Source organism: Mycetohabitans endofungorum (assembly GCF_037477895.1).
Lineage (GTDB): Bacteria > Pseudomonadota > Gammaproteobacteria > Burkholderiales > Burkholderiaceae > Mycetohabitans.
This window is the reverse complement of the sequence record NZ_CP132744.1, coordinates 1,512,549-1,538,589: the sequence shown is the minus strand read 5'-3', so window position 1 is coordinate 1,538,589 and position 26,041 is coordinate 1,512,549. Positions and strand designations below refer to the sequence as shown.

The 26,041-nt window shown below is 62.5% G+C and carries 18 protein-coding genes; 6 read left to right on the top strand and 12 right to left on the bottom strand.

What is annotated here, in order from left to right:
• Window positions 1-13 precede the first annotated feature (13 nt).
• Complete coding sequence (locus RA167_RS06605) at window positions 14-2,002, bottom strand: ATP-binding cassette domain-containing protein (protein WP_076784947.1); 1,989 nt, start codon at window positions 2,000-2,002, stop codon at window positions 14-16.
• A 142-nt stretch (window positions 2,003-2,144) separates the two neighbouring features.
• Between RA167_RS06605 and RA167_RS06600 the strand changes: the two genes are divergently transcribed.
• Window positions 2,145-2,624 (top strand): glutathione peroxidase, encoded by a 480-nt coding sequence (locus RA167_RS06600; RefSeq protein WP_076784946.1) that lies wholly within the window; start codon window positions 2,145-2,147, stop codon window positions 2,622-2,624.
• A 259-nt stretch (window positions 2,625-2,883) separates the two neighbouring features.
• On the opposite strand, the gene RA167_RS06595 is transcribed toward RA167_RS06600, so the two are convergent.
• From RA167_RS06595 to dapC, 8 genes are all read right to left on the bottom strand, one after another.
• Entirely contained in the window at window positions 2,884-4,095 is a 1,212-nt protein-coding gene (locus RA167_RS06595) for a porin (protein ID WP_076784945.1), read from the bottom strand.
• 479 nt (window positions 4,096-4,574) lie between these two features.
• The gene (locus RA167_RS06590) at window positions 4,575-4,859 is read right to left on the bottom strand and encodes a hypothetical protein (RefSeq protein ID WP_076784944.1); all 285 of its coding nucleotides are present in this window, start codon (window positions 4,857-4,859) and stop codon (window positions 4,575-4,577) included.
• Between the two features lie 146 nt (window positions 4,860-5,005).
• Complete coding sequence (cls, locus tag RA167_RS06585; RefSeq protein WP_076784943.1) at window positions 5,006-6,451, bottom strand: cardiolipin synthase; 1,446 nt, start codon at window positions 6,449-6,451, stop codon at window positions 5,006-5,008.
• A gap of 190 nt (window positions 6,452-6,641) precedes the next feature.
• Window positions 6,642-7,535: a 50S ribosomal protein L3 N(5)-glutamine methyltransferase gene (prmB, locus tag RA167_RS06580; RefSeq protein ID WP_076787148.1), complete on the bottom strand. Its 894-nt coding sequence runs from the start codon at window positions 7,533-7,535 to the stop codon at window positions 6,642-6,644.
• 112 nt (window positions 7,536-7,647) lie between these two features.
• Window positions 7,648-8,787 carry a succinyl-diaminopimelate desuccinylase gene (dapE, locus tag RA167_RS06575; RefSeq protein WP_076784942.1) on the bottom strand — a complete coding sequence of 380 codons (1,140 nt, stop codon included), beginning with the start codon at window positions 8,785-8,787 and terminating at the stop codon, window positions 7,648-7,650.
• 12 nt (window positions 8,788-8,799) lie between these two features.
• Window positions 8,800-9,174, bottom strand: a complete 375-nt coding sequence (locus RA167_RS06570; RefSeq protein WP_076784941.1) for an ArsC family reductase — start codon at window positions 9,172-9,174, stop codon at window positions 8,800-8,802.
• Complete coding sequence (gene dapD, locus RA167_RS06565; RefSeq protein ID WP_076784940.1) at window positions 9,175-10,002, bottom strand: 2,3,4,5-tetrahydropyridine-2,6-dicarboxylate N-succinyltransferase; 828 nt, start codon at window positions 10,000-10,002, stop codon at window positions 9,175-9,177.
• Window positions 10,003-10,075: 73 nt separating this feature from the next.
• Entirely contained in the window at window positions 10,076-11,335 is a 1,260-nt protein-coding gene (gene dapC / locus RA167_RS06560) for a succinyldiaminopimelate transaminase (RefSeq protein ID WP_076787146.1), read from the bottom strand.
• A 254-nt stretch (window positions 11,336-11,589) separates the two neighbouring features.
• On the opposite strand from dapC, the gene smc reads away from it, so the two are divergent.
• The 4 genes from smc to def all read left to right on the top strand — a co-directional run bounded on the left by smc (window position 11,590) and on the right by def (window position 19,137).
• Entirely contained in the window at window positions 11,590-15,108 is a 3,519-nt protein-coding gene (gene smc, locus RA167_RS06555; RefSeq protein ID WP_076784939.1) for a chromosome segregation protein SMC, read from the top strand.
• A 39-nt stretch (window positions 15,109-15,147) separates the two neighbouring features.
• Complete coding sequence (locus RA167_RS06550; protein WP_076784938.1) at window positions 15,148-16,371, top strand: cell division protein ZipA C-terminal FtsZ-binding domain-containing protein; 1,224 nt, start codon at window positions 15,148-15,150, stop codon at window positions 16,369-16,371.
• A 190-nt stretch (window positions 16,372-16,561) separates the two neighbouring features.
• Window positions 16,562-18,607, top strand: a complete 2,046-nt coding sequence (gene ligA / locus RA167_RS06545) for an NAD-dependent DNA ligase LigA (protein WP_076784937.1) — start codon at window positions 16,562-16,564, stop codon at window positions 18,605-18,607.
• Window positions 18,604-19,137: a peptide deformylase gene (def, locus tag RA167_RS06540; RefSeq protein ID WP_076784936.1), complete on the top strand. Its 534-nt coding sequence runs from the start codon at window positions 18,604-18,606 to the stop codon at window positions 19,135-19,137. The genes ligA and def overlap by 4 nt, the downstream gene beginning before the upstream one ends.
• A gap of 33 nt (window positions 19,138-19,170) precedes the next feature.
• Here the strand turns inward: def and RA167_RS06535 are convergent, their stop codons facing one another.
• The 3 genes from RA167_RS06535 to map form a co-directional block, all read right to left on the bottom strand.
• A complete protein-coding gene (locus tag RA167_RS06535) occupies window positions 19,171-20,535 on the bottom strand; it encodes a pseudouridine synthase (protein ID WP_338876540.1) in 1,365 nt (454 codons plus the stop codon).
• 104 nt (window positions 20,536-20,639) lie between these two features.
• Window positions 20,640-23,213: a [protein-PII] uridylyltransferase gene (locus tag RA167_RS06530; RefSeq protein WP_076787144.1), complete on the bottom strand. Its 2,574-nt coding sequence runs from the start codon at window positions 23,211-23,213 to the stop codon at window positions 20,640-20,642.
• 163 nt (window positions 23,214-23,376) lie between these two features.
• The gene (map, locus tag RA167_RS06525; protein ID WP_076784934.1) at window positions 23,377-24,183 is read right to left on the bottom strand and encodes a type I methionyl aminopeptidase; all 807 of its coding nucleotides are present in this window, start codon (window positions 24,181-24,183) and stop codon (window positions 23,377-23,379) included.
• Between the two features lie 663 nt (window positions 24,184-24,846).
• Between map and RA167_RS06520 the strand changes: the two genes are divergently transcribed.
• Complete coding sequence (locus RA167_RS06520; RefSeq protein WP_237574265.1) at window positions 24,847-25,866, top strand: hypothetical protein; 1,020 nt, start codon at window positions 24,847-24,849, stop codon at window positions 25,864-25,866.
• Window positions 25,867-26,041: the final 175 nt, after the last annotated feature.

Here is a 26,041-nt window from a genome sequence, read left to right as displayed (position 1 = left end):
CGCAATGTCGCGTTCAGCCGATTTGCTCCAGCGCCTCGTTCAGTTCAAGCCATTCGGCCTCGAGCGTGGCAATCTGGTCCGCGACTTCGGCCTGGCGTTTCAATGCGTCGGTCAGCTTCGCCTTTTGCGACGGCTCGTAGCTGGTCGGCGCCGCGATGAGCGCGTCGAGCGACGCCTTCTCGGCGTTTAACGCGTCCATCCGGTGCTCGATCTTGCCGATCTGGTTCTGCAGCGGTTTGCGTAGCTGTGCGCTCTTTTGGCGGGCTTGGGCATCCGCTCGGCGTTGCTCCTTGCGATTGATCAACGTGTCGGCACCGGCAAGGCCGGCCGTGTCGTCGCGCCGCGCCGTGCTGGGGTCGGCGGTTCGCGCATTGGCCTGCGAGCTGGCCCGCTTGACCGCTTCGCGCTGCTCGGCCGCGTGCTGCAGCAGCCAGTCACGATAATCGTCCAGGTCGCCGTCGAAGGATTGGATTCGATGCTGGGCGACCAGCATGAACTGGTCGGTGGTTGCTCGCAGCAGGTGCCGGTCGTGTGATACTAGGATCAGCGTACCTTCGAATTGGGCCAGCGCCATCGTCAACGCATGGCGTGTCTCAAGGTCCAGATGGTTGGTGGGCTCGTCCAGCAACAGCAGATTCGGGCGCTGCCAGACAATCAACGCAAGGGCAAGACGGGCTTTTTCGCCGCCCGAGAACGGGCGGATCGACGTGGTGGCCATTTCACCGCCGAAGTTGAAGCTGCCCAAAAAGTCGCGCAACTCCTGCTCGCGCGTGTCCGGGGCAAGCCGTGCCAGATGCTGCAGGGGGGTGTCGTCCTCTCGCAACGTCTCGAGCTGGTGCTGTGCGAAGTACCCGATCGTCAATCCTTTTGCGTTGCGTACGACACCCCCGATCGGCGCTAGGGTGCCAGCCAGCGTTTTGATCAATGTCGACTTGCCTTGGCCGTTTGCACCGAGCAAACCAATGCGCTGGCCACTCTGAATCGATATGTTGACGTCGTCGACGATCACAGCCGGCGTGCCGCCGCTGTCCGACGGATAACCGCAGCGAACCTGCTCCATCACGAGCATCGGGTTCGGTGCGGATGCGGGCTCGCGAAACTCGAACGTGAGCGGTGACGACGCGTGCGCCGGCGCGATGCGCTCCATTTTTTCGAGTGCCTTCATCCGGCTTTGTGCTTGCCGAGCTTTCGTGGCCTTGGCTTTGAATCGGTCGATGAAGCTATGCAGATGCGTGATCGTGCGCTGCTGCTTTTCGTATGCGCTTTGTTGTAACGCGAGCTGTTGTGCCCGCTGGACTTCGAATTGACTATAGTTCCCCCCGTAACGCTTGATCTGGCGTTGTTCCAGGTGCAGCGTGACATTGCATACCGAGTCGAGAAATTCCCGGTCGTGCGAAATGACGATCAGCGTGCCCGCATAGCGATGTAGCCAGTCTTCAAGCCATACGATGGCGTCCAGGTCCAGGTGGTTCGTGGGCTCGTCCAGCAGCAGCAGGTCGGAGCGCGACATCAGCGCCTGCGCGAGGTTCAGCCGCATGCGCCAGCCGCCGGAGAAACTGGCGACCGACGCCAGCGTCTGTTCGAGCGTGAAGCCCAGGCCGAGCAATAGCGCTTGCGCGCGCGCTGGGGCCGAATAGCCGTCGACATCCGCCAGTGCCGCATGCGCGAGCGCTTGCTCGGCGCCATTGTCGTCGGCGCACGCCGCGGCGATACGTGCCTCGATGTCGCGCAATTGCGTGTCACCGTCCAACGTGTAGTCGAGCGCGCTGCGCTCGACCGCGGGCGTTTCCTGTGCCACATGCGCGATGCGCCATGAAGGCGGTAGCGCGAGTTCGCCGGCATCCGGCTGCAGTTGACCGCGTAAAAGGGCGAACAGCGTTGACTTGCCCGCGCCATTTGCGCCGATCAGGCCGGCTTTTTCGCCCGGATTCAGCGTGAAGGTTGCTCCTTCGAAAAGCGACTTCGTGCCGCGCGACAGACTGAGTTGGTTGAAGCGGATCACGGCAGGACTATTATGGGGATGCGTGGAAAGTCATTATTGTAGATCGGCCCGGCATCGGACAGTCGTGCATCCGGCCGATGCCGGGCAGTCCGAAGTTGCTCTACACTGCGAGTGTTATCTCGTGTTCGTACAAGGAATCCAGATGAGCCAGCTCTATTCATTTTCCGCGCGCTCGCTGCAGGGCGACGACATTTCCCTGGAGCGCTACCGCGGCAAGGTTCTGCTGATCGTCAATACCGCCAGCGAATGCGGGTTCACGCCCCAATACGCAGGGTTGCAGGCCTTATATGAGCGATATGCGGCGCGCGGCCTGGAGATACTGGGCTTTCCGTGCAACCAGTTTGGCAAGCAGGAGCCGGGCGACGCGCAGCAGATCGGCGCATTTTGCGAGAAAAACTACCAGGTCAAGTTCCCGATGTTTGACAAGATCGATGTGAACGGCGCCCATGCGCATCCGCTGTATCGCTATCTGACCGAGGAAGCGCCCGGCGTGCTCGGGACCGAGGCGATCAAGTGGAACTTCACCAAGTTCTTAATCGATCGCGAAGGCAGGCCAATCAAGCGCTATGCGCCTGTCACTAAACCTGACGCGATCGAGCCGGATATCGAGAAGTTGCTTTGACGCGGCTGAACTTGTCAGCCTACGTGTTGGTGCGCCTTCTTGCATTTGTCGGCCGACGCACGTGATGGTGACGACGACCGAAGGCTTCTGCCCACTGACTAGCGGATGGCGAGACCATCGGTTGACCGCGTAACGCAGCTTTCTGCGCGGCTGCGTGTCCGTGCGGACACGCAGCCATGTGGGCGCCGCTGCTGCCATTAACGAACAGCTATCAGCGCTTCGAAAAAGCTGTCAGCGCTTTGATGAAGACCGTGACAACTTAGAACCGGTGCACGATCCCCGCGGCGGCGGCAAACTGACTCTGCGATGACGAGGGTGCAGCGTTCATCGCATCGCCGATCGACGCGGTGGCCTTGACTACGCCCGTGGTGCCGTCCGGTGCAACGCTAAACGTATTGCCGCTTGCGCGTTGGTAAGCCTGCACCATGTAGATACCGGTACGCTTTGACAGGCTATAGTACTGTGACAAATTGAACTGATTATACCGTGCTGCGTGCTCGATTCCGTTGGCCTTACTTGCGCGCGCATGGTTGTAGCCGGCAGCGAGATCCCACACCGGGCTCGGCTTCCAGTGCAGCACTACACCCGCCGCATTGAAGGTGGCCTGGTTACGGAAATGCGACAGAATACCGGGCACGTACTGTGTGTTCGCATAAGATAGCGAAACATCAAAGTCAGGCGTAAATTTCCACCCGCCTGTCACGCCGACGCGTTGTTGTGCCTGCGCGGTTTGATACCCATAGTTGATCGCCGACACGGGGGGCTTGCCGTTGGAGTTGGTTGCCGATTGCGCATCCCACTCGCCGCCGCCGACAGCGGCGTTATTGACGCGTTGGAATCCCGCAGCGATACCGAACGGTCCGTTGATATATTGCACGCCCGCACTCCACGTCGAACCACGGTACGCACTGCCGGGCACGCCCGCGAATGCATACGATCCTCCGAACTTCAGTCCATTGAGGTTGGGGGACATATAGACAATCGAACTGTTCGTGCGGTACGCTAGATTAAGGGAGCTGATGTCACCCGGGTGCGAGCCGTACGCTGTGAGCCACGTCGTTGGGCTATATGGCGCGAGCAAGGTGTAATAGGCCGTGTACTGGCGGCCCGCTGTCACGGTCCCGAACTCAGGATGTGCCATACCCACGAATGCTTGCCGACCGAACTGAGCGTTTTTTTCGAATAGGGCGTCACCGTTTGCGCCGTTGAAACCGGCTTCCAGCGTGAATAAGGCCTTCAGCCCGCCGCCAAGATCTTCGTCGCCCTTAAAGCCAATGCGGTTGCCTAACCAGACGCCGTGGGCCATTTTGATGGCCGACCGTCCGCCATTGACAGAGCCCGGCGCTGTCTGGCTAGTTTGATAGCCAATTCCGTTGTCCACGGCCCCATATAACGTGACGTTGCTCTGTGCCCAAGCGGCATTCGCGGCAAGGCCACTAAAGGCCACAATGGTCATCGCTCGCTTTTTCATTGGTTCTCCTTTCCTGTGCAGCTGACGCTGGTGGCGCGCTGTGTGTGGCGGTTCGGTTTGGACGGATCAAAGCCGTCAAAACGCAAGCTCGGCGGCAGCCTGTTCCGGACCCGATCACCCGGCAGGGCTGCACGCTACTCTATGTCCGGTCATTCGACGGACCGGGCAACCTTAATGGTAAGTGGCAAAAAGTACGGTGTTTCGCGTGGATGGCTTGTACAAAGCGGAATCTGGCGGACAGTGTACAGCTATTAGGAAAAGATTGCGGTTTGGCAAACACTTTGTGGCCTGACACTAAAGTCATCCGGGACCACGCCGTCAAAGGACGGTAACGTCGGCATTTCGAAGATAGATCCGATGGGTCGATTTGTACGAGCAATGCGATCAAATCCGTAGGCGTTACCATTAATTTGGAGCAGTGAGCATGACGAAGCTAGCATTGAAATTGCCCTTGGCCGCCACGTTTCTACTGTTGATGTTCAGCAGCGCCGTGCATGGATCGGCTCGTTGAACCAGTCGATCCATGCATATGACACGGTGTTGGAGCGCGATGTGCTCAACGAGCGAGAGGTGTCGAACACTTGTTTTATATAAAGGTCCAGGTGCCGAAATAAAAGGATGCGTTGCAGTGCAGCAAGACTCTTTAGGCATTGGGCCGGCACTAGTGCGTGTTTGAAGCAGCGGGACATGTCGTCGCCGAGCAATGTGCGGCGTCGTTGCGTACTTTGCCGGATGGCGATGCGCGCGATGATCAAGCGGTTCACGGCTGCGCATGCGACGATGGGTCAGGGTCACCATAAAGGCCTGGAGGCGTTCAAATCAGCACACGATGGTTCCGCCATGAGCGATCGTGTGGTGGCTGGCTTCGATTGCGTACCGGTTACCCGGTCATCGCATCGAGCCCGCGCCGCTATAGAATCGGCGCGAACAGCCGCGCGACGTGCATCGCCATGCGCCGCCACGCCGGCGTGCGCGCGTGTTCGCTGGCTTGGACCGGATCAGACAACGCGAAATCGGCCTCGAGCATGGCCGCGACCTCGGCGGCAAACGTGGAATCGACAGTCAATAGCATGATCTCGAAGTTCAGGCGAAATGACCGATTATCGAGGTTTGCGCTGCCGATCGCGGCGGCGACACAATCGATTAGCACGACCTTTTGGTGAAGGAAGCCGGGGCGATAGCGGAAGACCTGGATGCCCGCCTGCACCATGTCATGGGCGTAAAGCCGGGAGGCTTCGAAAACGACGATATGATCGCGACGCGACGGAATCAGCACGCGCACGTCGACGCCGCGCATCACGGCGAGCCTGAGGGCGGCGAATACGGCCTCATCGGGTATCAAGTAAGGGCTGGTGATCCAGATGCGCTCACGTGCCGCATGGATCGCTGCGACGAAGAACAGCGAGCAGGTTTCCTGGTGGTCGGCCGGACCGCTGGCGATGACTTGACAATGCATGTTGCCACCGCACGGGCGGACGGGTGGCGTGGTACGGGGCAGCCGCTGCGTGGCCCAGAACCAATCCTCGACGAACACGAATTCGATTTGCTTCACCACGGGCCCGCGCACTTCAATGTGCGTATCACGCCACGGCGATAACGGTGGTTTGCCGCCCAGGTATTCGATACCGACGTTGTGACCGCCAACGAAGGCGCGTTCGCCATCGACGACGACGATTTTGCGGTGATTGCGGAAATTGAGCTGGAAGCGGTTGACGAAGCGGCGGTTGGTGGCGAACGCATGCACCTGCACGCCACCGGCACGCAGCGCGCTGACGTAGGCCACCGGCAGGTCGATACTGCCGATGCTGTCATACAGCAAATGCACCTGCACCCCTTGCGCCGCCTTAGCCAGCAGCGCATCGCGCAGCATGTCGCCGACTGTATCGGCCCGAATGATGAAGAACTGGACAAGCACGTAGTGACGTGCTGCGTCGATTGCGTCGAGGATCGCCGCAAACGTCGCCTTGCCGTTGACCAGCGTGCGCACGTGGTTGCCGGCCAAAAACGGCATGCGCGCGAGCGACGACAGTGCGGTGATCGTCTGTACGCCCAGCCGATCGACCGGCACGCTGTCCAGCGCGTCGGATTGCGTGCCGATGTCGCCGACCAGGTCCGAACGTCGCTCCCGGATCGCTTCGTACTCGACGCGTCGCGCGTCGACATAACCCTCGAAACGGCTACGCCCCAGGAAAAGGTACGGAACCAGCGTCAGGTAGGGCACCGCGATGAGCGAAACCGCCCATGCGATCGCACCTTGCGACGTACGCGTGTGGAGAATCGCATGGCAGGCGGCGATGACGCCGAGCATATGCGCACAAGCGACCCATGTACCGAGATGGAGCCAATCTAATTGCATGCGGGAAAGCGAGCCGCTGACGGCTCGCGCAGTGCGGCATGCGTTGCATCTTACCTGTCATGGCTTTTTTTCGGCAGTGCCGATGTGGTGTGCATGCCGCAACGGCGCGTGTCTCGGGGCGATGTGGCGCCGCAGCGTGCGGTTGCGTCTTTTGTTCAGCGGTGCTGTATCATGACAGGGCTGTCTTGCATCATGATTTGCGATGCGGCAGGTCTGCCGTACGCAGCAAGAAGACGCTGTCGTCGCCGGCGTGGGTCGGCAGCCACGTCAGCGGCAGGCTGCCGAACGCGGCTTCGACGTGGTGCCGCTCGTTGCCGATCTCGACGACCAACAGGCCGTCGTCGGTCAGCCAGTCGCGCGCAGCGCCGATGATCCGGCGCACGATGTCCATGCCATCGGAGCCTCCCGCCAGCGCCATGGCCGGTTCATGGCGATATTCGGCGGGCAATGCTTGCATCGACCTCTCGTTGACATAAGGTGGGTTGGCTAAAATCAAATCGTATCGGCGTGGCGGCAGCGGCGCGAACAGGTCGCCTTCGAATAGCGTGATCCGCTCATTCAAGTCGTAGTCATCGACGTTGCGCTGCGCGACCTGCAGCGCGTGTGCTGACAGGTCGACCGCGTCGATCTCGGCGTAGGGGAACGCGTCGGCCGCCATGATCGCAAGGCAGCCAGAGCCGGTGCACAACTCGAGCACCGCGCCTAGTTCGTCAGGCGTGTCGATCCACGGCGACAGCCGCTCGAGTAGCAATTCACCGATGAGCGAACGCGGCACGATCACGCGCTCGTCGACATGGAAGCGATAGCCGTGCAGCCAAGCTTCGTGTGTCAGATAGGCGGCTGGTAACCGCTGCGTGACGCGCCGCTCGATGATGTCGAGTACCACGCCGATTTCGTCGTCCAGCAGACGTGCATCAAGAAATGGGTCCAGCGTGTCGAGCGGCAGGTGCAGCGTATGGAGCACCAGATACGCGGCTTCATCATAAGCGTTTGCGTTGCCGTGGCCGAAGGCCAATTGAGCCTGGTTGAAGCGGGTGACCGCGTAGCGCAGCAAGTCGCGGACGGTCGAAAATGAATGATTCATGGTAAGCGACGGCATGAGCGCCGGGTTGGGCGTTGGCGGGTAGGAAGGGGCGCGGCGGCGTCGGGCCGGGTTGGGGCTGGCGCCGCCACGGCAGCGCCAACCGCCCCGTACGTCATGCGACGAGACGCTCCAATACACCCCGATACACGTTTTTCAGCGGCTCAATGTGGGCCAACTCGATATGTTCATCGACTTTGTGAATCGACGCGTTACACGGGCCAAACTCGATGACTTGCTTGCAAATCCGTGCAATGAAGCGGCCATCGGAGGTACCACCGGTGGTTGAGAGCACGGGGCGTATGCCGGTCTCGGCCTCGATCGCCTGCTCGAGCGCGTTAGACAGCTCGCCGCGCGGTGTCAGGAACGGCATGCCGCTCAGGTTCCACGTTAATTCGTAGTCCAGCCCGTGGCCGTCGAGGATCGCGTGCACGCGCGCTTTCAACTCGTCGGGCGTCGTCGCGGTCGAGAAGCGGAAGTTGAAGTCGACGTTCGCGCTGCCCGGGATGATATTGGTCGCACCCGTTCCGGCATGCAGGTTCGATATCTGCCACGTGGTCGGTGGGAAGTATTCGTTGCCCTGGTCCCATGCCACGCGCACAAGGTCAGCCAGCGCGGGCGCGAGCAGATGCACCGGATTCTTGGCGAGGTGCGGGTACGCGATATGCCCCTGTATGCCACGCACGGTTAACTTGCCGGACAGTGAGCCGCGTCGCCCGTTCTTCACCGTGTCGCCGAAGCGCTCGCTGGAGGTCGGCTCGCCGACCACGCAGTAGTCCAGGCGTTCGCCGCGCGCTTCAAGCCGCTCGACTACTTTGACCGTGCCATAGCGTGCCGGTCCTTCCTCATCGCTGGTGATCAGCAGGCCGATCGAGCCGCGGTGCTGTGGATGGGCGGCGACAAATTCCTCAGCCGCGACGACAAAGGCGGCCAGCGACGCCTTCATGTCCGCCGCGCCGCGTCCGTATAGTCGGCCGTCGCGTTGCACCGGAACGAATGGATCGCTGCTCCATTGCTCGAGCGGCCCGGTCGGCACTACGTCGGTGTGGCCGGCGAACGCCAGCAGCTTGCCCGCCGGGCCGTCAGCGCCGCGCTTGAGCGCCCACAGGTTGGTGACATCGCCCTGGGCGATGGTTTCGCAGGTGAAGCCGAGCGCCACGAGGCGCTCGGCCATCAATGCCTGGCAGCCTTCATCCTCAGGCGTGACGGACGCTCGGCCGATTAGGGCCTCGGTCAGGGCAAGCGTGCGGCTCATGGGCAGGAAAGGTCAGAACAGCGTTTGATACTGGTCGGCCGAGAAGCCGACCGCCTTGATGCCGTCGTCGGCCACGAGCACGGGACGCTTGATGACCGACGGCTTGTCGATCATCAATGCGATGGCGCCGTCGGTTGTGCCGGCCGCCGCCTTTTGCTCGTCGCTGAGCGCGCGCCATGTCGTGCCGCGCCGGTTCACGAGTGTGTCCAGTGGCACTTGGGCGAGCCAGCCGCGCAACAATGCGGCGTTGACGCCGGCCTTCTTGACGTCGTGGAACGCGTACGCGACACCGTGCGTGTCGAGCCAGTCACGCGCCTTCTTCACGGTGTCGCAGTTCGGGATCCCGTAGACGGTCAGCGCGTTGCCGCGCGACTTGCTGGTAGCCATTTAATCGCCCCGCAGCAGTTCGTTGATGCCGACCTTTGAACGGGTTTTGGCATCGACTTTCTTGACGATCACCGCGCAGTACAGGCTGTATTTGCCGCCAGCTGACGGCAGGTTGCCGGCCACGACGACGGAGCCCGGCGGCACGCGGCCGTACATGACTTCGCCGGTCTCGCGATCATAGATCTTCGTGCTCTGGCCGAGATAGACGCCCATCGAGATAACCGAGTTCTCCCCGACGATCACGCCCTCGACGACTTCGGAGCGCGCGCCAATGAAGCAGTTGTCCTCGATGATCACCGGATTGGCCTGCAGCGGCTCGAGCACGCCGCCAATGCCGACCCCTCCGGACAGGTGAACGTTTTTGCCGATCTGCGCGCACGAGCCAACGGTGGCCCACGTGTCGACCATCGTGCCCTCATCGACGTAGGCACCGATGTTAGTGTACGACGGCATCAGCACGACGTTCTTCGCGATATACGAGCCGCGGCGCGCGATCGCTGGTGGCACGACACGAAAGCCGCCGGCGGCGAAGTCCTCGGGCGTGTAGTTTGCGAACTTGGACGGCACTTTGTCGTAGAACTGCGAGTAGCCGCCGGCAGCCATCGGTACGTTATCCTCAAGTCGGAACGATAGCAGTACCGCCTTTTTCAGCCATTGGTTGACGACCCAGTCGCCGTCTTTCTTCTCGGCCACGCGAAGCGTGCCGCGGTCCAGCTCGCCGATCACGTGCGCGACAGCCTCGCGGATATCGGTGGGGGCGGACTTCGGTGACAGCTCAGCGCGGTTTTCCCACGCGGTGTCGATGATCTGCTGCAAGGGTTGCGACATGGCTTGATAACTCGAGTGTGGTTGATATCGGTGCAATGCGTGCGCGCCGCGCGGCGGGCGTCGGCGCGACGCGCTACAGGCTTTGGCAGAATTGGACGATGCGCCGCGCGCCTTCGACGCATTCGGCGGTGTCTGCGACCAGCGCAATGCGCACGTAATCGCGTCCCGGGTTAGCGCCGTGCGCGGTGCGCGCGAGATAGGAACCCGGCAGGACGGTGACATTATAGTCGGCGTACAAGCGCCGCGCGAATGTGCAATCGTCCAATCCGGTGCGCGAAACCCGCGCCCACAGGTAAAATCCCGCGTCGGGCATCGCGACATCCAGCACGTCGGCCAGCATTGGGGTGACGGTGCCGAATTTCTTGACGTACTCTCGGCGGTTGTCGCGCACGTGCTGCTCGTCGCCCCACGCGGCGATGCTTGCGGCTTGGTAGACAGGGCTCAATGCCGAACCGTGATAAGTGCGAAACAATAGGAAGCGCTTCAGGATCGAGGCGTCGCCTGCCACGAATCCAGAGCGCATTCCCGGCACGTTCGAGCGCTTAGACAGGCTGGAGAACATCACGATGCGCTCGAAGCCTCGACCCAGTGCGTGGGCAGCCTGTAGCGCGCCGAGTGGTGGGTTGCATTCGTCGAAGTAGATTTCGGAGTAGCACTCGTCGGACGCGATGGTGAAGCCGAAGCGCTCGGACAGGGCGAAAATCTCCCGCCAGTCGTCCAGGCCCAACACGGCCCCGGTCGGATTACTTGGCGAGCACACGTACAGCAGCTGCGTGCGTGCCCACACATCATGCGGCACCGTGCCATAATCGCATGCGTAGCGGCGGGCCGGATCGCTGTTCACGTAGTAGGGTTGCGCACCGGCGAGCAGCGCTGCCCCTTCGTAAATCTGATAGAACGGATTCGGGCACAGCACGACTGGCGGCTGGCCCGCATCGCTTGTACGACTAGAGTCGATGACCGTTTGTGCGAACGCGAACAGCGCCTCGCGTGAGCCGACCACTGGCAGCACGTCGGTGGCGGGGTCCACCGCCGGTAATCCATAGCGGCGTTGCAGCCACGCCGCGATCGCGTGCCGCAACGGCGGCGTGCCGGCGGTCGCGGGGTACGAAGCCAATCCATCGAGCGACGCGCGGACGGCCTCGTGAATCAGCGACGGCGTCGGATGCTTCGGCTCACCGATGCCAAAACGAATCGGCGCATGGGCTGGCGAAGGGGTTACGCCGTCGAACAGCGCGCGCAGCTTTTCAAATGGATACGGTTGCAGCAGGTCGAGACGCGGATTCACTAGCAGGCCTTTGTGGCGGCGTCGGGCACGGCGTCGAGCTGCCATGTCGGCAGAAGGGACAGGTGCCGCCGCGTCGGTGCACGCGGCCGCCGCATTGAACGCGGGTTGATTCGCAAACGTATCATTATAACGTGCCTGCGCGCGCGGACGTGCCGTCGGCACGACATGCCGCGTGACGAACGGCCCGAGCCGGTTTGGGCCGCCAAGCGGCGATGGTATGATTGGCTCCGAACGTCCGGGCGCCGCATATAGGTGCCGCGTGGACTCCATGCAATCTCTCTAGAACAGCGAATATCGCCGTGCGTCTGACCTCGATCAAGCTCGCTGGCTTCAAGTCCTTCGTCGATCTGACTCATTTCCAGGTGCCCGGCCAGCTCGTTGGCGTCGTCGGCCCCAATGGCTGTGGCAAGTCGAACATCATCGACGCGGTGCGCTGGGTGCTCGGCGAATCACGCGCGTCCGAGTTGCGCGGCGAATCGATGCAGGACGTGATCTTCAACGGTTCGACCGCGCGCAAGCCGGCCAGTCGCGCCAGCGTCGAGTTGGTGTTCGACAATGGCGACGGGCGGGCGGCGGGCCAATGGAGCCAATACGCGGAAATCGCGGTCAAGCGCGTGCTCACGCGTGACGGCACGTCCAGCTACTACATCAATAACCTGCCGGCGCGTCGGCGCGACATCCAGGACATCTTTCTGGGCACAGGCCTGGGTCCGCGCGCGTACGCGATCATCGGCCAAGGGATGATCGCGCGGATTATCGAGGCTAAGCCCGAGGAGTTGCGCGTCTTCCTGGAAGAGGCGGCCGGCGTGTCTAAGTATAAGGAGCGGCGCCGAGAGACGGCGAATCGCCTCAATGACACGCGCGAAAACCTGACTCGCGTCGAGGATATCGTGCGCGAACTTGGCACGAACCTGGACAAGCTCGAAGGACAGGCCATGATCGCGCAGCAGTTCAAAGCGTTGCAGGCCGAGGGCGAAGAAAAGCAGCGCCTGCTGTGGCTGCTGCGCAAGAACGAGGCGCAGGCTGAGCAGGAGCGCCAGCAGCGGGCGATCGGCGCCGCGCAGGTCGAGCTCGAGGCACAGATGGCGAGGCTGCGCGAAGTCGAGGCGCAACTGGAGACGATGCGCGTCGCGCACTACGCGGCCAGCGATGCGATGCAGGGCACGCAAGGGGCGCTGTACGAGGCCAATGCTGAGGTCAGCCGGCTGGAAGCGGAAATCAAATTCATCGTCGAGTCGCGTAATCGTGCGCAGAACCAGATCGCGGCGCTCACCGCGCAGCGGGATCAGTGGCAGCGGCAGGCCGAGAAGGCACGCGACGAACTGGCCGATGCACACGCGTTGCTAGCCGAAGCCGAGGAGCGAGCGGCGCGCACGCAGGACGACGCAGCTGCGCAAAACGATGCACTGCCGGCGTTGGAAGCGCGGTGGCGCGATGCGCAGGCCAAGCTCAATGACGAGCGGGGCGCGATCGCGCAAGCGGAACAAGCGTTGAAGCTGGAGGCGGCGCATCAGCGCAACGCTGACCAGCAGCTGCAGCAGTTGCAGGTGCGGTTGGAGCGCCTGAGGAGCGAGCGGCAGGGGTTAGGTGCGCCGGACGAGGCGCAACTCGAAGAACTGCGCATGCAGTTGGCTGAGCACGAGCAGATTCTGGATGATGCGCAGCAACGGCTCGCCGACGCGCAACAGCAGGCGCCGCAGCTAGACGAGGCGCGCCGCGCCGCGCAGGAGCGCGTGCAACAGGAAAACGCACGGATCCACCAGCTCGATGCACGCTTGGCCGCGCTCAAGCAGTTGCAGCAAAACGTGCAGACGCAGGGCAAGCTCCAGCCGTGGCTGGATAAGCACGAACTGGCCGCGCTGCCGCGCCTGTGGAAGAAGTTGCACATCGAGCCTGGCTGGGAAATGGCGCTGGAATCGGTCTTGCGCGAGCGACTGGCCGCGCTCGAGATTTCGAATCTGGACTGGGTCAACGCGTTCGCAACCGACGCGCCGCCGGCCAAACTCGCGTTCTATGCGCCCCCGCCGGCCGGCAAGCCGCTGCAGACGCCGGCTGGACTGCGGCCGTTGCTGGCGCTACTGCGCATCGATGACCCGGGACTGCGCGCGGTGCTTGGCGACTGGCTCGCCAATGCGTTTGTGGCTGACGATCTCAGCCAGGCACTGGCCGTGCGCGCCCAGCTGCCAGAGGGCGGATGCTTCGTCGTCCAGGCCGGCCATCTGGTTACCCGTGTTGGCGTGCAACTGTATGCAGCTGATTCTGAGCAGGCCGGCATGCTTGCACGGCAACAAGAAATCGACAACCTCGGACGCGAGGTCCGCGCTCAGGCGCTATTGGCGGATGAAGCGCGCGGCGCCGCGGTGCGCGCTGAGGCCGCGCATACGCAGGCGACGCAGGCGCTGGCCGACGCACGGGCACAGGTCGAACGTGCGACGCAGCGGGTGCATGCATTGCAATTGGACGTGCTCAAGCTGACCCAGGCGCACGAGCGCTACACGCAACGCAGCGTGCAGATCGGCGAGGAACTCGATGAGATTGCCGCGCAGATCGACGAGCAGCAGGCCTTGCGCAGCGAGTCTGAGAGCAATTTCGAGCGTTTCGACACCGAGCTGGCTGAACTGCAGGCGCGCTTCGAAGAAGAGCAGTTGGCGTTCGAGGCGCTCGACGAAACCCTGGCAGACGCACGCCAGAGGGCGCGGGAATTGGAGCGCGCAGCTCAAGAGGCGGTCTATGCACAGCGCGATGTCGCGGCCCGCATCGAGGCGCTCACGCGCAGTATCCAAGTCGCGCTGGAGCAGGACGAGCGCGTCGCTGGTGCGCTGCAAGAGGCGCGCGCGGAACTCGAAACGATCAACGAACAAACGGCCCATACCGGGCTGCAACAAGCGCTGGCTTTGCGCAGCGAGCGTGAACACGCGCTGCAGGCCGCGCGTGCCGAACTCGATGCGCTGAGCGGCCAATTGCGGCAGGCCGACGAGCAGCGCCTGGCCGCGGAGCGCTCGCTGCAGCCGCTGCGCGACAAGATTACCGAGTTGCAACTCAAGGAGCAGGCCGCACGACTCAATCGCGAGCAGTTCGTCGAGCAACTGGAGGCAGCCGGCGTCGACGAGACGGCGCTGCAAGCTAAGCTTGGCGCGGACATGAAGCCATCGTACTTACAGGGTGAGGTGACGCGGATCAATAACGCCATCACCGCGCTTGGCCCGGTGAACATGGCGGCGTTGGACGAACTGAGCGCAGCCCGCGAACGCAAGCAGTTCCTGGATGCACAGTCGGCCGACCTGCAGCACGCGATCGAGACGCTCGAGGACGCTATCCGCAAGATCGATGAGGAGACGCGGGCGCTGTTGCAGGGCACCTTCGACGAGGTTAACCGGCATTTTGGCGAACTGTTTCCGCGGTTGTTCGGCGGTGGGCAGGCCAAACTGATCATGACGGGCGCGGAGATCCTCGATGCCGGCGTACAGGTGATGGCGCAGCCGCCGGGCAAAAAGAATTCGACAATCCACCTGCTGTCCGGCGGCGAGAAGGCGCTGACCGCGACGGCGTTGGTGTTTGCGATGTTCCAGCTCAATCCAGCGCCGTTTTGCTTGCTGGATGAGGTCGATGCGCCGCTGGACGACGCCAATACCGAACGCTTCGCAAATTTGGTGCGGGCGATGTCGGACAAGACGCAGTTCCTGTTTATCTCGCACAATAAGATCGCGATGGAAATGGCCCAGCAGTTGATCGGCGTGACGATGCAGGAACAAGGCGTGTCGCGGATCGTCGCGGTCGATATGGAAACGGCCGCGGGCTTCGCGCAGAACGCCGGGTAATGGGCAGCAACACGAACAAGCATTGCTGATGGAGTCTGCATGGATGAATTGACGCTCGGATTGATAGGTGCGGGCGCAGCGGTGGTGACCGGCGTGGTCGCGTACAACGCGTGGCAGGCAGCCAAGGTACGGCGCAGAATGCCCCGGCCGATGCCGGACGATGCGGCGGCGGAGCTAGCGCGCGCACCCGACGCAAACGAGGAGCGGCCGTTCATCGAGCCAGCGGCCCCGGGCGCGCGCCGCGAGCCCGGTTTTGGCGCGGATCAGGCCGAGGCACGCCGCGAACCGAGTTTCGGACCGTCGGCGGCGCCCGATACGCCGGTCGATCTGCAGGCGGAAGGTGGCGGCGATGGGGTTGGCGCTGCGCAGGCCAAGCCGTGCGCAGCGGACGATGGGCAGCCGGAACCGATCATACCGGCTGCGACGACGATCAGCGCCGCACCGCCGGCGCTCGTGGATCGGCGTATCGACTGCGTCGTGCCGATCCGCATCGCAGCGCCGGTCGCCGCAGAGAAGGTGCTGCCGCTCGCGCAACGGTTGCGGCGTGCCGGTGGCAAGCCGGTGTTCATCGAGGGCAAGGCCGAAGGCGGCGAGCACTGGGCGTTGCTGCAGCCGGGCGGTCGATACCACGAATTGCGTGCGGCGGTGCAACTGGCCAACCGCAACGGGCCGCTGAACGAGTTGGAATTTTCGGAGTTCGTGTCCGGCGTGCAGGCTTTCGCCGATGCGCTGGATGGCGCGCCCGAGTTTCCGGATATGATGGAAACGGTGTCGATGGCACGCGAACTGGACGGGTTCGCCGCGCAATGCGATGCTCAACTGTCGGTCAACGTGCTGTCTGACGGCGCGCCGTGGTCGGCCAACTATGTGCAGGCCGTCGCATCGCAGGACGGATTGTTGCTGTCGCGTGACGGCACGCGGTTCGTCAAGCTCGATGCCAAGCAAAATCCGGTATTCATGTTGCAGTTCGGCGACACCAATTTCCTGCGTGACGACCTGACATACAAGGGCGGCACGATGATCACGTTGCTGTTGGACGTGCCGGTGGCCGACGAAGACATCTTGCCGTTCCGGTTGATGTGCGACTACGCGAAGTCGCTCGCGCAGCGCATCGGCGCTCGGGTCGTCGACGACCAGCGCCGGCCGCTGCCCGAGACGGCACTGGCGGCGATCGATACGCAACTGATGACGCTGTACGCGAAGCTGGAGCAGGCGGGTATTCCCGCCGGCTCGCCGGCGACCCGACGGCTGTTCAGTAATTGACCCGCTCGGCGCGCCGGCGGCGGTGGGCGTCCGCCAGTCGGTGAGGAGATGCTCGGCGTGGCACTTGCGCGAGCCCGGTGCATAGCGCCGGGTTTTTTATTGGTGCCGTCGTGTTCCTGTAATAGCGCTTCCGGCGGATGCCGCCGCGTGTGGCTTCCTGCGATAATTTCACCATGAACAACCGATTTTGATGTCACGCATGATGTTTCCGCCATCCGCCGACCGTCCGGCCGAGCGCGCTGCCTGGCTGCGCACAGAGATTGATCGCGCCAATCACGCGTATTACGTGCTCGACCGACCGGAGATCCCGGATGCCGAGTATGACAAATTGTTCAATGAGCTCGAGCAGATCGAGGCGGACCATCCGGATCTGATCACGCCCGACTCGCCTACGCAACGTGTCGGTGGCGCGGTCGCCGAAGGTTTTGCGCCTATCGTTCACGACGTGCCGATGCTGTCGCTGAACAATGGGTTCGAGGACAGCGACGTTGACGCGTTCGACAAGCGCGTCAGTGATGGGTTGCAGCACGGTGACGTCGAATACGCGTGCGAGCTAAAGTTCGATGGCTTAGCGATCTCGCTGCGTTACGAGAACGGCCGTTTCGTGCAGGCGTCCACGCGTGGCGATGGCACGACCGGCGAGGACGTGACCGCGAACGTGCGGACCATTCGGTCACTGCCATTGACGCTCAACGGCGACGCAGTGCCGAAAGTCATCGATGTGCGCGGCGAAGTGCTGATGTTCAAGCGCGATTTTGAGCGACTCAACAAGCGGCAGCGCGAGGCGGGCCAGCGTGAATTCGCGAACCCGCGCAATGCGGCGGCTGGCAGTCTCCGGCAGCTTGATTCGAGGATCACCGCGAAGCGTCCATTGTCGTTTTTCGCGTACGGTATCGGCGTGCTCGACGGCGTGCCGATGCCGGACACGCATTCGGCGCTGCTCGATTGGTACGTCAGCATGGGTTTGCCGGTGAATCAAGAGCGAGCGGTGGTTCGTGGCGCGGCGGGCCTGCTCGCGTTTTTCCGCGATGTGGGCGCTCGCCGCGCGTCGCTGCCGTATGACATCGACGGCGTCGTCTACAAGGTCAACCGGCGTGATGAGCAGGACCGGCTCGGTTTCGTCTCCCGTGCGCCGCGCTTTGCGCTGGCGCATAAATTTCCGGCAGAGGAAGCGTTGACCCGATTGCTGGCAATCGAGGTACAGGTCGGCCGTACCGGCGCGATCACGCCCGTTGCACGGCTCGAGCCGGTTTTCGTCGGCGGCGCTACGGTGACCAATGCGACGCTGCACAATGAGGACGAGATACGTCGCAAGGATATCCTGATCGGAGACACTGTCATCGTGCGCCGCGCCGGTGACGTGATTCCGGAAGTGGTGGGCGCCATCAAGGAGCGCCGGCCGGCCGATGCGCGGCCTTTCGCGATGCCAACCCACTGCCCGGTTTGTGGCTCCGCAATTGAGCGGTTGCCGGATGAGGCAATCGCGCGATGTGCGGGCGGATTGGTCTGCGCTGCGCAGCGCAAGCAGGCGTTGTGGCATTTCGCACAGCGGCGCGCACTCGATATCGATGGGCTCGGCGAGAAGATCATTGATCAGTTGGTCGAGCAAGGCCTGACCCGTACGCCCGCGGACCTGTTTAACCTCGGCTTTGCGACGGTGGCGCAACTGGACCGTTTCGCGGACAAGTCCGCGCAGAACCTGATCGACTCGTTGGAGCGCGCGCGACATACGACGTTGCCGCGGTTCATCTATGCGCTGGGCATTCGACACGTGGGCGAGGCAACCGCAAAGGACCTGGCCCGGCATTTCGGCTCACTCGATGCGTTGATGGACGCTAGCGAGGAGGCGTTGCTCGAGGTCAACGACGTCGGCCCCGTGGTCGCGGAGGCGATCCGCCATTTCTTCTCAGAGCCGCATAACCGGATGGTGATCGAGCAACTGCGTGCAGCCGGCGTGCAGTGGTCCGAGGGGCCGCCGGCTCCCCGCAAACCGGCCGGGCCGCTCGCCGGCATGACGGTGGTGCTGACCGGCACGTTGCCGACCCTGTCTCGCGAGGCAGCGAAGGAGATGCTGGAGGCCGCCGGCGCGAAGGTCGCGGGATCGGTGTCGAAGAAGACGAATTACGTGGTGGCCGGAACCGACGCGGGCAACAAGCTGACGAAGGCCGAAGAGTTGGGCATTTCGATCGTGGACGAAGAAGGGATGCGTAGGCTTTTAGGGGGTGAACAGCAATGATCCGCGAAATTCTCAAAATGGGCGACCCGCGTCTGTTGCGCATTGCGAAACCGGTGGACAAGTTCGATACGCCGCAATTGCATCAACTGATTCAAGACATGTTCGAAACGATGCGCGCGGCCAACGGCGCGGGATTGGCCGCGCCGCAGATCGGCGCGGATCTGCAGGTCGTAATCTTTGGCTTCAGGCAGAACGCGCGCTATCCGGATGCGCCGGCTGTACCGGAGACCGTGCTGATCAACCCGATGATCACCCCCGTTTCGCTAGACATGGAAGAGGGATGGGAAGGCTGCCTGTCGGTGCCGGGGCTGCGGGGCATTGTCAGCCGCCTGTCGATGATCCGGTATGAAGGTCATGACCAGTACGGCCAGCCGATCGACCGTGTCGCCGAGGGGTTTCATGCGCGGGTAGTCCAACATGAATGCGATCATCTGATCGGCAAGCTGTATCCGATGCGGATTACCGATTTTTCGAACTTTGGTTTTACCAAAGTACTGTTCCCGGACTTGGATCCTTTGTCCGACGATTGACACAGGCCCACATCGCCGACGGCACCAGCTGCCTCAGAAGTGCTCGTCCGCGCGCAAGTAGCGCCATTTACCGGGCGGCAGCGCGCCAAGCACCAATTGGCCTATTCTGACGCGTTTCAGACCGACGACCTCCAGGCCGACTAAGTCGCACATACGGCGGATCTGGCGTTTGCGGCCCTCGTGCAGCACGAAGCGTAACTGTTCGCCGTTCTGCCAATCGACCTGCGCCGGCTTGAGCCGCACGCCGTCCAGCGACAACCCTTCGCGCAGCTGCGCCAGCTTATCGGTGGGGAAATAGCGATCCACCTGTTGCGTGTGCGTGCCGTAGCGCACGCGCACCAAGTATTCCTTTTCAACCTCGGACTGTTCGCCAATCAACTGCTTGGCGATACGGCCGTCCTGCGTCAGCACCAGTAAGCCGGTTGAATCGATGTCGAGCCGGCCGGCAGGCGCGAGTGAGCGCAGATGGGTGGCGGAAAAGCGCGTGGGTGCGGGATCCTCGCTCCAGCGATTTGCCGGTGTGACGAGCGCGACGGCGGGAAGATAGTCGTCTTCTGGCTGGCCGGAGACGTATCCGACCGGCTTGTGCAGCACGATCGTGACTTGCCGGGCTTGGGCCGCGCGTGCGTTGGGTAGGACGTCAATGCGCTGCGTGGCGGTGACCTTTGCGCCGAGCGTGTCGACAATCTGTCCGTCGACGCGGACCCAGCCCTTCTCGATCCATTCGTCGGCTTCACGGCGCGAGCATAGGCCTAGTTCAGACATCCGCTTTGACAACCGCATCTGGCCGGACACATCGGCCTCGATTCCGCGGCGGAGGTCGCGGCGCGGTACGCCCGTGCCGGCGCGCGGACGCGACGGACGCGTTTGGTCCGTTGGCGCGCGCTCGGCCTGTCGTGCACCGCCGCCTTGCTCGCGGGCACCGCGTGCAGGGCCTTGCTCGGCAGTGTCCCGCGCGCCGATGCGCTCGGCTAGCACCTGGGCCGGTGACTGGCGCGGTTTGTGACCAAGATGGCCGGGCTTGTCGCGGCGTGCCAGCGCTTGCGTGCGCGTACGCTTGCCGGCTCCCGCGCCACGCGCGCGGCCACCGTGATCTGTGCCGTGGGACTGCTCACCGATGGCCACCTCGCGTTGCCGCTTGGCGCCGTGAGGCGCTTTCGTCGGCGCGGTGTCAAGACGGCGCGCCGATGTGCGTTGTCCCGAGTCCGCGCGGGCAGGCGCCTCGGCCGCTGTTCGACGCGGCGCGGTGGCGTTGCCCGGCTGGTCGGCGTGCACGCTCCCGTGCCGCTTGCCGGCTGTAGGGGTGTTACCGCCGACGGGCGTGGCCGGGCGCGCGGCGGGGCGACGTCCAGCCGGCGCACGCGGGTCAGTGTCGCGGCCTTCTAACGATGCCTGCACAGCGGTGCGCCGAGTTGCGTCGCGCTTCGCGCCGGGTCGTACCGGCTGTCGCGATGGCGAGTCCGGTCGCGGATGTTTCGCGGTAAGTTTTACGCGCATAAGATTTAAACTGCGATCGCGCGCAGTAGTTCGGTTTCAAGTTGGATCTGCTTGCGGCTGTCAGCCAAGTCATTGCCATCAAGCAGGAAAACGTCCTCGACCCGCTCGCCGAGCGTGTTGATCCGGGCGGCCCGCACGCCGACGCGATGGTCGGCCAGCACGCGCGCGATCCCATACAGCAGCCCGAGCCGGTCGTTGGCAGAGATCGATAACAAATAGTACTGATCCCGTTCGTCGGCGCGAAGATCGACGCGCGGCGTGATCGGGAAAGTGCGCGACAGGCGTGACAGGCGGCCCTTGGCCGGCTCGGGCAACAGGTCGGGCGAGGTGAGCCGTGCTGCAAGTTGTTGCTCGACAAGGTTGGCGATGTCGCGGTAGTGCACGCCTTGGTCAGTGCTGACCACCAGGAAGTTGTCCAGCGCGTAGCCATGCCGCGTGGTGCTCACCCGCGCATCGAGCACGGACAGGCCGCTGCGCTCGAAATACGCGCAGATGCCGGCGAACAGGTCGGGCCGGTCATGCAAGTAGACGAGTACCTGTAATCCGTCGCCGATCGGCGATGGGCGCGCCCGCACAATCGGGTTAGCGCAGTGGACGTATTGGTAAAGGACGCGGGTCTGCCATGCAATGTCGGCCGCGTCATGGCGCAGAAAGTAGCCGACGTCGAGTTGGTCCCACAGCGCTTGGGGCGCGTCGTCCGGCACCGTTTGCAGCCGCAGCAGCGCGCGCGCTTCGTCCTTGCGCGTGCGCTGCTCGGCGTGCTGGTCCGGCTGGGCCCCCCCCAGCACGTTTAGCGTGATCCGGTACAAGTCTTCGAGCAGCTTGCCTTTCCATGCGTTCCAGACCTTCGGACTGGTGCCGCGGATGTCTGCCACGGTCAGCAAGTAGAGTGCGGTGAGCCGGCGTTCGTCACGCACGAGGGCGGCGAAACGGCCGATCACGGCCGGGTCAGACGTGTCCTGCTTTTGGGCGACCTGGCTCATTGTCAGGTGATGTTCGACGAGCCACACGACCAGCGCGGCATCCTGAGGGTTGACGCCGTGCTCGCGGCAAAAGCGTTGGGCGTCGGCCATGCCCAGCTTCGAATGATCGCCGCCGCGACCTTTCGCGATGTCATGGAACAGCGCGGCAATATACAGCACCCACGGTCGGTCGAAATTGGCGAACAGCTGGCTACAGAATGGGTACTCGTGCGCATGCTCTGCGATCGCAAAGCGCCGGAGATTGCGCAGCACCATCAGGATATGCTGGTCGACCGTGTACACATGGTACAGATCATGCTGCATCTGGCCGACAATGCGGCGGAAATTGAGCAGGTAGCACCCCAGTACGCTCGTCTGGTTCATCAGCCGCAATGCGTGCGTGATACCTTCCGGCTGCTTCAGGATCTCCATGAACAAGCGGCGGTTTTGCGGGTCACGGCGCCAGTTCCGGTCCATGATCTCCCGCGCGTTGTACAGCGCGCGCAGTGTCCGGGCAGACAAACCTCTGATGCCTCGCACCTGCTCGTACAGTAGGAATGCCTCCAAAATCGCGTTGGGCACGCGCTGGAACACCTCGTCGTCGACGATTTCCAGCATGCCCTGTTTCTCGACAAAGTGCTCGGACAACTGGCGTGTGACGCCACTGGTACGTGGGAAAAGCTGCGCCTCGATGTTCTGAATCAGGACCGTGGCCAGCTGCGTGACCGCCTTGGCGGCCCAGTAGTAGCGCCGCATCAATTGCTCGCTGGCGCGCTTCTCGCGCGTGCACCGGTAGCCGAATGCCTCGGCCAGCGCGGTCTGCAAGTCGAATACGAGAAGGTCCTGGCGTCGTCCGGCGAGCACATGTAGCCGGGCGCGCAGCATTTTCAGAAATTGCTCGTTGCGCCGCAGCTCGCGGCTTTCGCGCACGGTGATTAGCCCGCGCGCCTCGAGCTCCTGCCAGCTGTTACCAAAGCCAGCGGCGCACGTAATCCATAGGATTAACTGCAAATCACGCAATCCCCCGGGACTTTCCTTGCAGTTCGGCTCGAGGCTGTAGGGTGAATCTTGGAATTTCGCGTGCCGCTGGCGCATCTCGAGTATCTTTGCGGTAAAGAACGCACGTGGATCGAGCGTGTCGTCAAAGCGCGCGAGGAACACCTGCTGCAGCGTGATGTTGCCAACGATCCGACGAGCTTCGAGCAGCGACGTCTGCACGCTGACGTCCTGACGCGCGTCGTCGATGCACTGCTCGACGGTGCGCACGCTGCTGCCTAGTTCAAGCCCCAGGTCCCACGCCAGTCCAATAAAGCGCTCGATACTGGCCCGCAAGTTTTCGTCGGGCTCGTCATTGAGCAGTACCAGAATGTCGATGTCGGAATGCGGCGCGAGCTCGCCGCGCCCGTAGCCGCCCACAGCAAGCAGCGTCAATGCTGGCGGCATTGCGCACGCCTGCCACGCATCGACGAGCGTGCCATCGACCAGCCGCGCGAGCGAGCGCATTAGCGTGTCGACCTTGCCGGCATGCGCGAACCGTTTAAGCAATTGGGCCTTGGCTGCCTTAAATGCGGTTTTCAGCGACGAGGGGGGCACGGTGGCCATAGCGGCGGTGCTCATGGGCAAGCCTGTTTTATCGAATACGGGCACGGCGTGCGGGTGGCTCTGCGCGTGGCCGGCGTGCCAACGCCACATGAGCGTGCCAACGCCATATGATGACGTGAGGCAGGTGGCGTGTGACGGTGCATCGGTGTGGCAGCCGGTGCAGGTCGGCACGCTAAACTTACGCGGTGCCGGCAATCGTCGGCTTGGCTGGCGTGCCGGCCGACACGGTTAGCACTTCGTAGCCGGTTTGCGTGACTAGCACCGTGTGTTCCCATTGCGCGGACAAGCTACGATCGCGTGTCTTGACGGTCCACTTGTCCGGCATCGTGCGAATGTCGCGGCGCCCCGCGTTGATCATCGGCTCGACCGTAAAGATCATGCCCGGCTGGATTTGCACGCCCGTGCCGGGGCGACCGTAGTGCAGGATTTGCGGGTCCTCGTGGAACACAGTGCCGATGCCATGGCCGCAATATTCGCGCACGACACTGTAGCCGTGTGCTTCGGCGTGACGCTGGATCGCGTGCCCGATGTCGCCCAGATGCGCGCCGGGCTGCACCTGCTCGATGCCGAGCCACATGCATTCGTACGTGACCTGCACGAGCCGCTTGGCCAGGATCGATCCTTCGCCGACAATGAACATTCGGCTCGTGTCGCCAAAGTAACCGTCCTTGATCACCGTGATGTCGATGTTCAGCGTGTCGCCGTTCTTTAATTGCTTGTCGCCGGGGATACCGTGGCAAATCACATCGTTGACAGAGATGCAGGTTGCTTTCGGATACGGCGGATAGCCGGTCGGCTGGTAATTCAGCGGCGCGGGCACTGTGTGCTGTTCATCGACCATGTACTCGTGGCAGAGCCGGTCTAGCTCGCCGGTGGTGATGCCAGGTTTGATGAAAGGCGTGATGTAGTCCAGCACCTCGCTCGCAAGGCGGCAGGCGACGCGCATCTTTGCGATGTCGTGTTCGGTTTTAATCGTGACGGTCATAGGGGACACGCTGGGTAAAAGGCATAAAATTGTGTCACATTATCGCATCTTCGCTGTACGCAGACAGGTGCTTGCACGCACGGGGAAGCGTGGACATCGGCAAAGTGGGGCGGGATGTCGAGCCATGCTGCAGCGCTAAGACCGGCCAATGGATGGGCTAACGTATGCGTGATGTCTTGGTGATGACTAGGGCGTGGGCCTACAGCGTCTTGATAGCCCCGCCCACGCCCGTCCTCGATGCATAACCGAATGAGCTTGCCAATGGATTACGATTCAAACTCCACGATTAACAGCGTTCAAACTGCTTTATATGCAACGGAAAGCCAGCAAGCCGGTCGTCCCGCCGCTGCCGCGCCGCCTCGTCCTCCTGGCCTGACGGTACCTGCGAGCGCAGGCGAGCGGCCAAGCTCGATGACAGGTGCAGCGGCTGGCTCGGCAAGCCGTCCGATGATGCATTGGGCGACGAACCGGACAAGCCGTCCGACGACGTACCACGACCTGCCGCTCGAAATCATTCAGCAGCTGGCTGACCACGTGCCTTTCGACAATATTGGCAACCTGTCGACTGTGGACAGACGGACATATCGCGCATTGCAAGAAAGACGGCTGAGTTGGCTTTGCTGTCGACGGGCTAATTCTGCTCGTGACATGGATCTGGCGTCAATGCAACAATTGTTTGCCGAAATCGAGCGTATTCACGCGGAGCCGACGTTGCGCGCTGAGCCGCTTGACGCACTGTGGCCGCGGTTATCGGATCTGCCCGAAGAGCAGCAGCTAGCGGCGTTCCAACGATTTTTCGAGGCCGCAGGCCGTGTGCCGCGGCAAGGCTTGCAAATACAAAAAGATATGGTCCAGTCCATACTTAACTTTTCTGATCGGCTGCAGCGTCCTTTATATGAATTTGCGTATGCAGACGCCGAACGACGCAGCCGTGAACAAGGAAGCACCTGGGCCGCTGTGGCATCGCTGCTCAGATGTCGGTCAATTAGTGGGTCGCGGTACGAAAATGAATATCAAGCTTTTCTGGGCCGGCTTCCCGCGTTGGACGCGGCTGGTCAGGCCGATCTGCTCGTGGAATTGACAAAGCTACTGCCTGGTCTCCGCCGCGAAGCACAGGCGGAGACGAAAACCATCGAGTATTACCGGATATTGCAGCAATGGGTGCAACGCTTACCCGCGTCACACCAAGGTGCAGTGATCGGCATGCTGGCCAACATGATATGGGTGTTGCCCGCTGAGCACAGAGTCATGCACTATGCCGATCTGCGGCAATTAACGCTATTGTTGCCGGATCATCAATTGGGCGAGGCACTGCGCTACCTGCCGACTGCGCTCGCGGTATTGCCGATAGAACAACACGAGCATGAATTATTGCTACTCGAGCCTGCGATTCGACGCGCGTTGCCCGAGCATCGCATCTGGGTGGCGCTCGGGTTGCTTGAGAGTACGACGAAGCTGAATGAAGCGCTGTCAAGTCAGTTATGGCAGCGTGCACTGCGTCTGCTTGACGGCGGTGATGAAACGGACGTGCTGCTTGTACTCGAGGAAATGGATGATCGGTTTATCCCGTTCTTGCCGGCGCAGCAATGGGAAAACGCAAAAAACGAGATCCGGGCATTCGTTGAACGCAATCCGCTCAGCGAGGACGCGCGCGACGAGTTGCTGGAATATCTGGAGGAATGACATCGGTATGCGGAGCGGGCTACGGCAAAGCCCGCACATGAATTGATCCGAATGCGCTGATTACCGTGCTCGTGCAACTGGCGCGCTTGAGGGGCGTCGTGTACACGTGCTACAATATTGGGCTAGTCGGCTTATAACCGATTAATCACAAACCGGTGCGTCCAAGGGTGTTCGT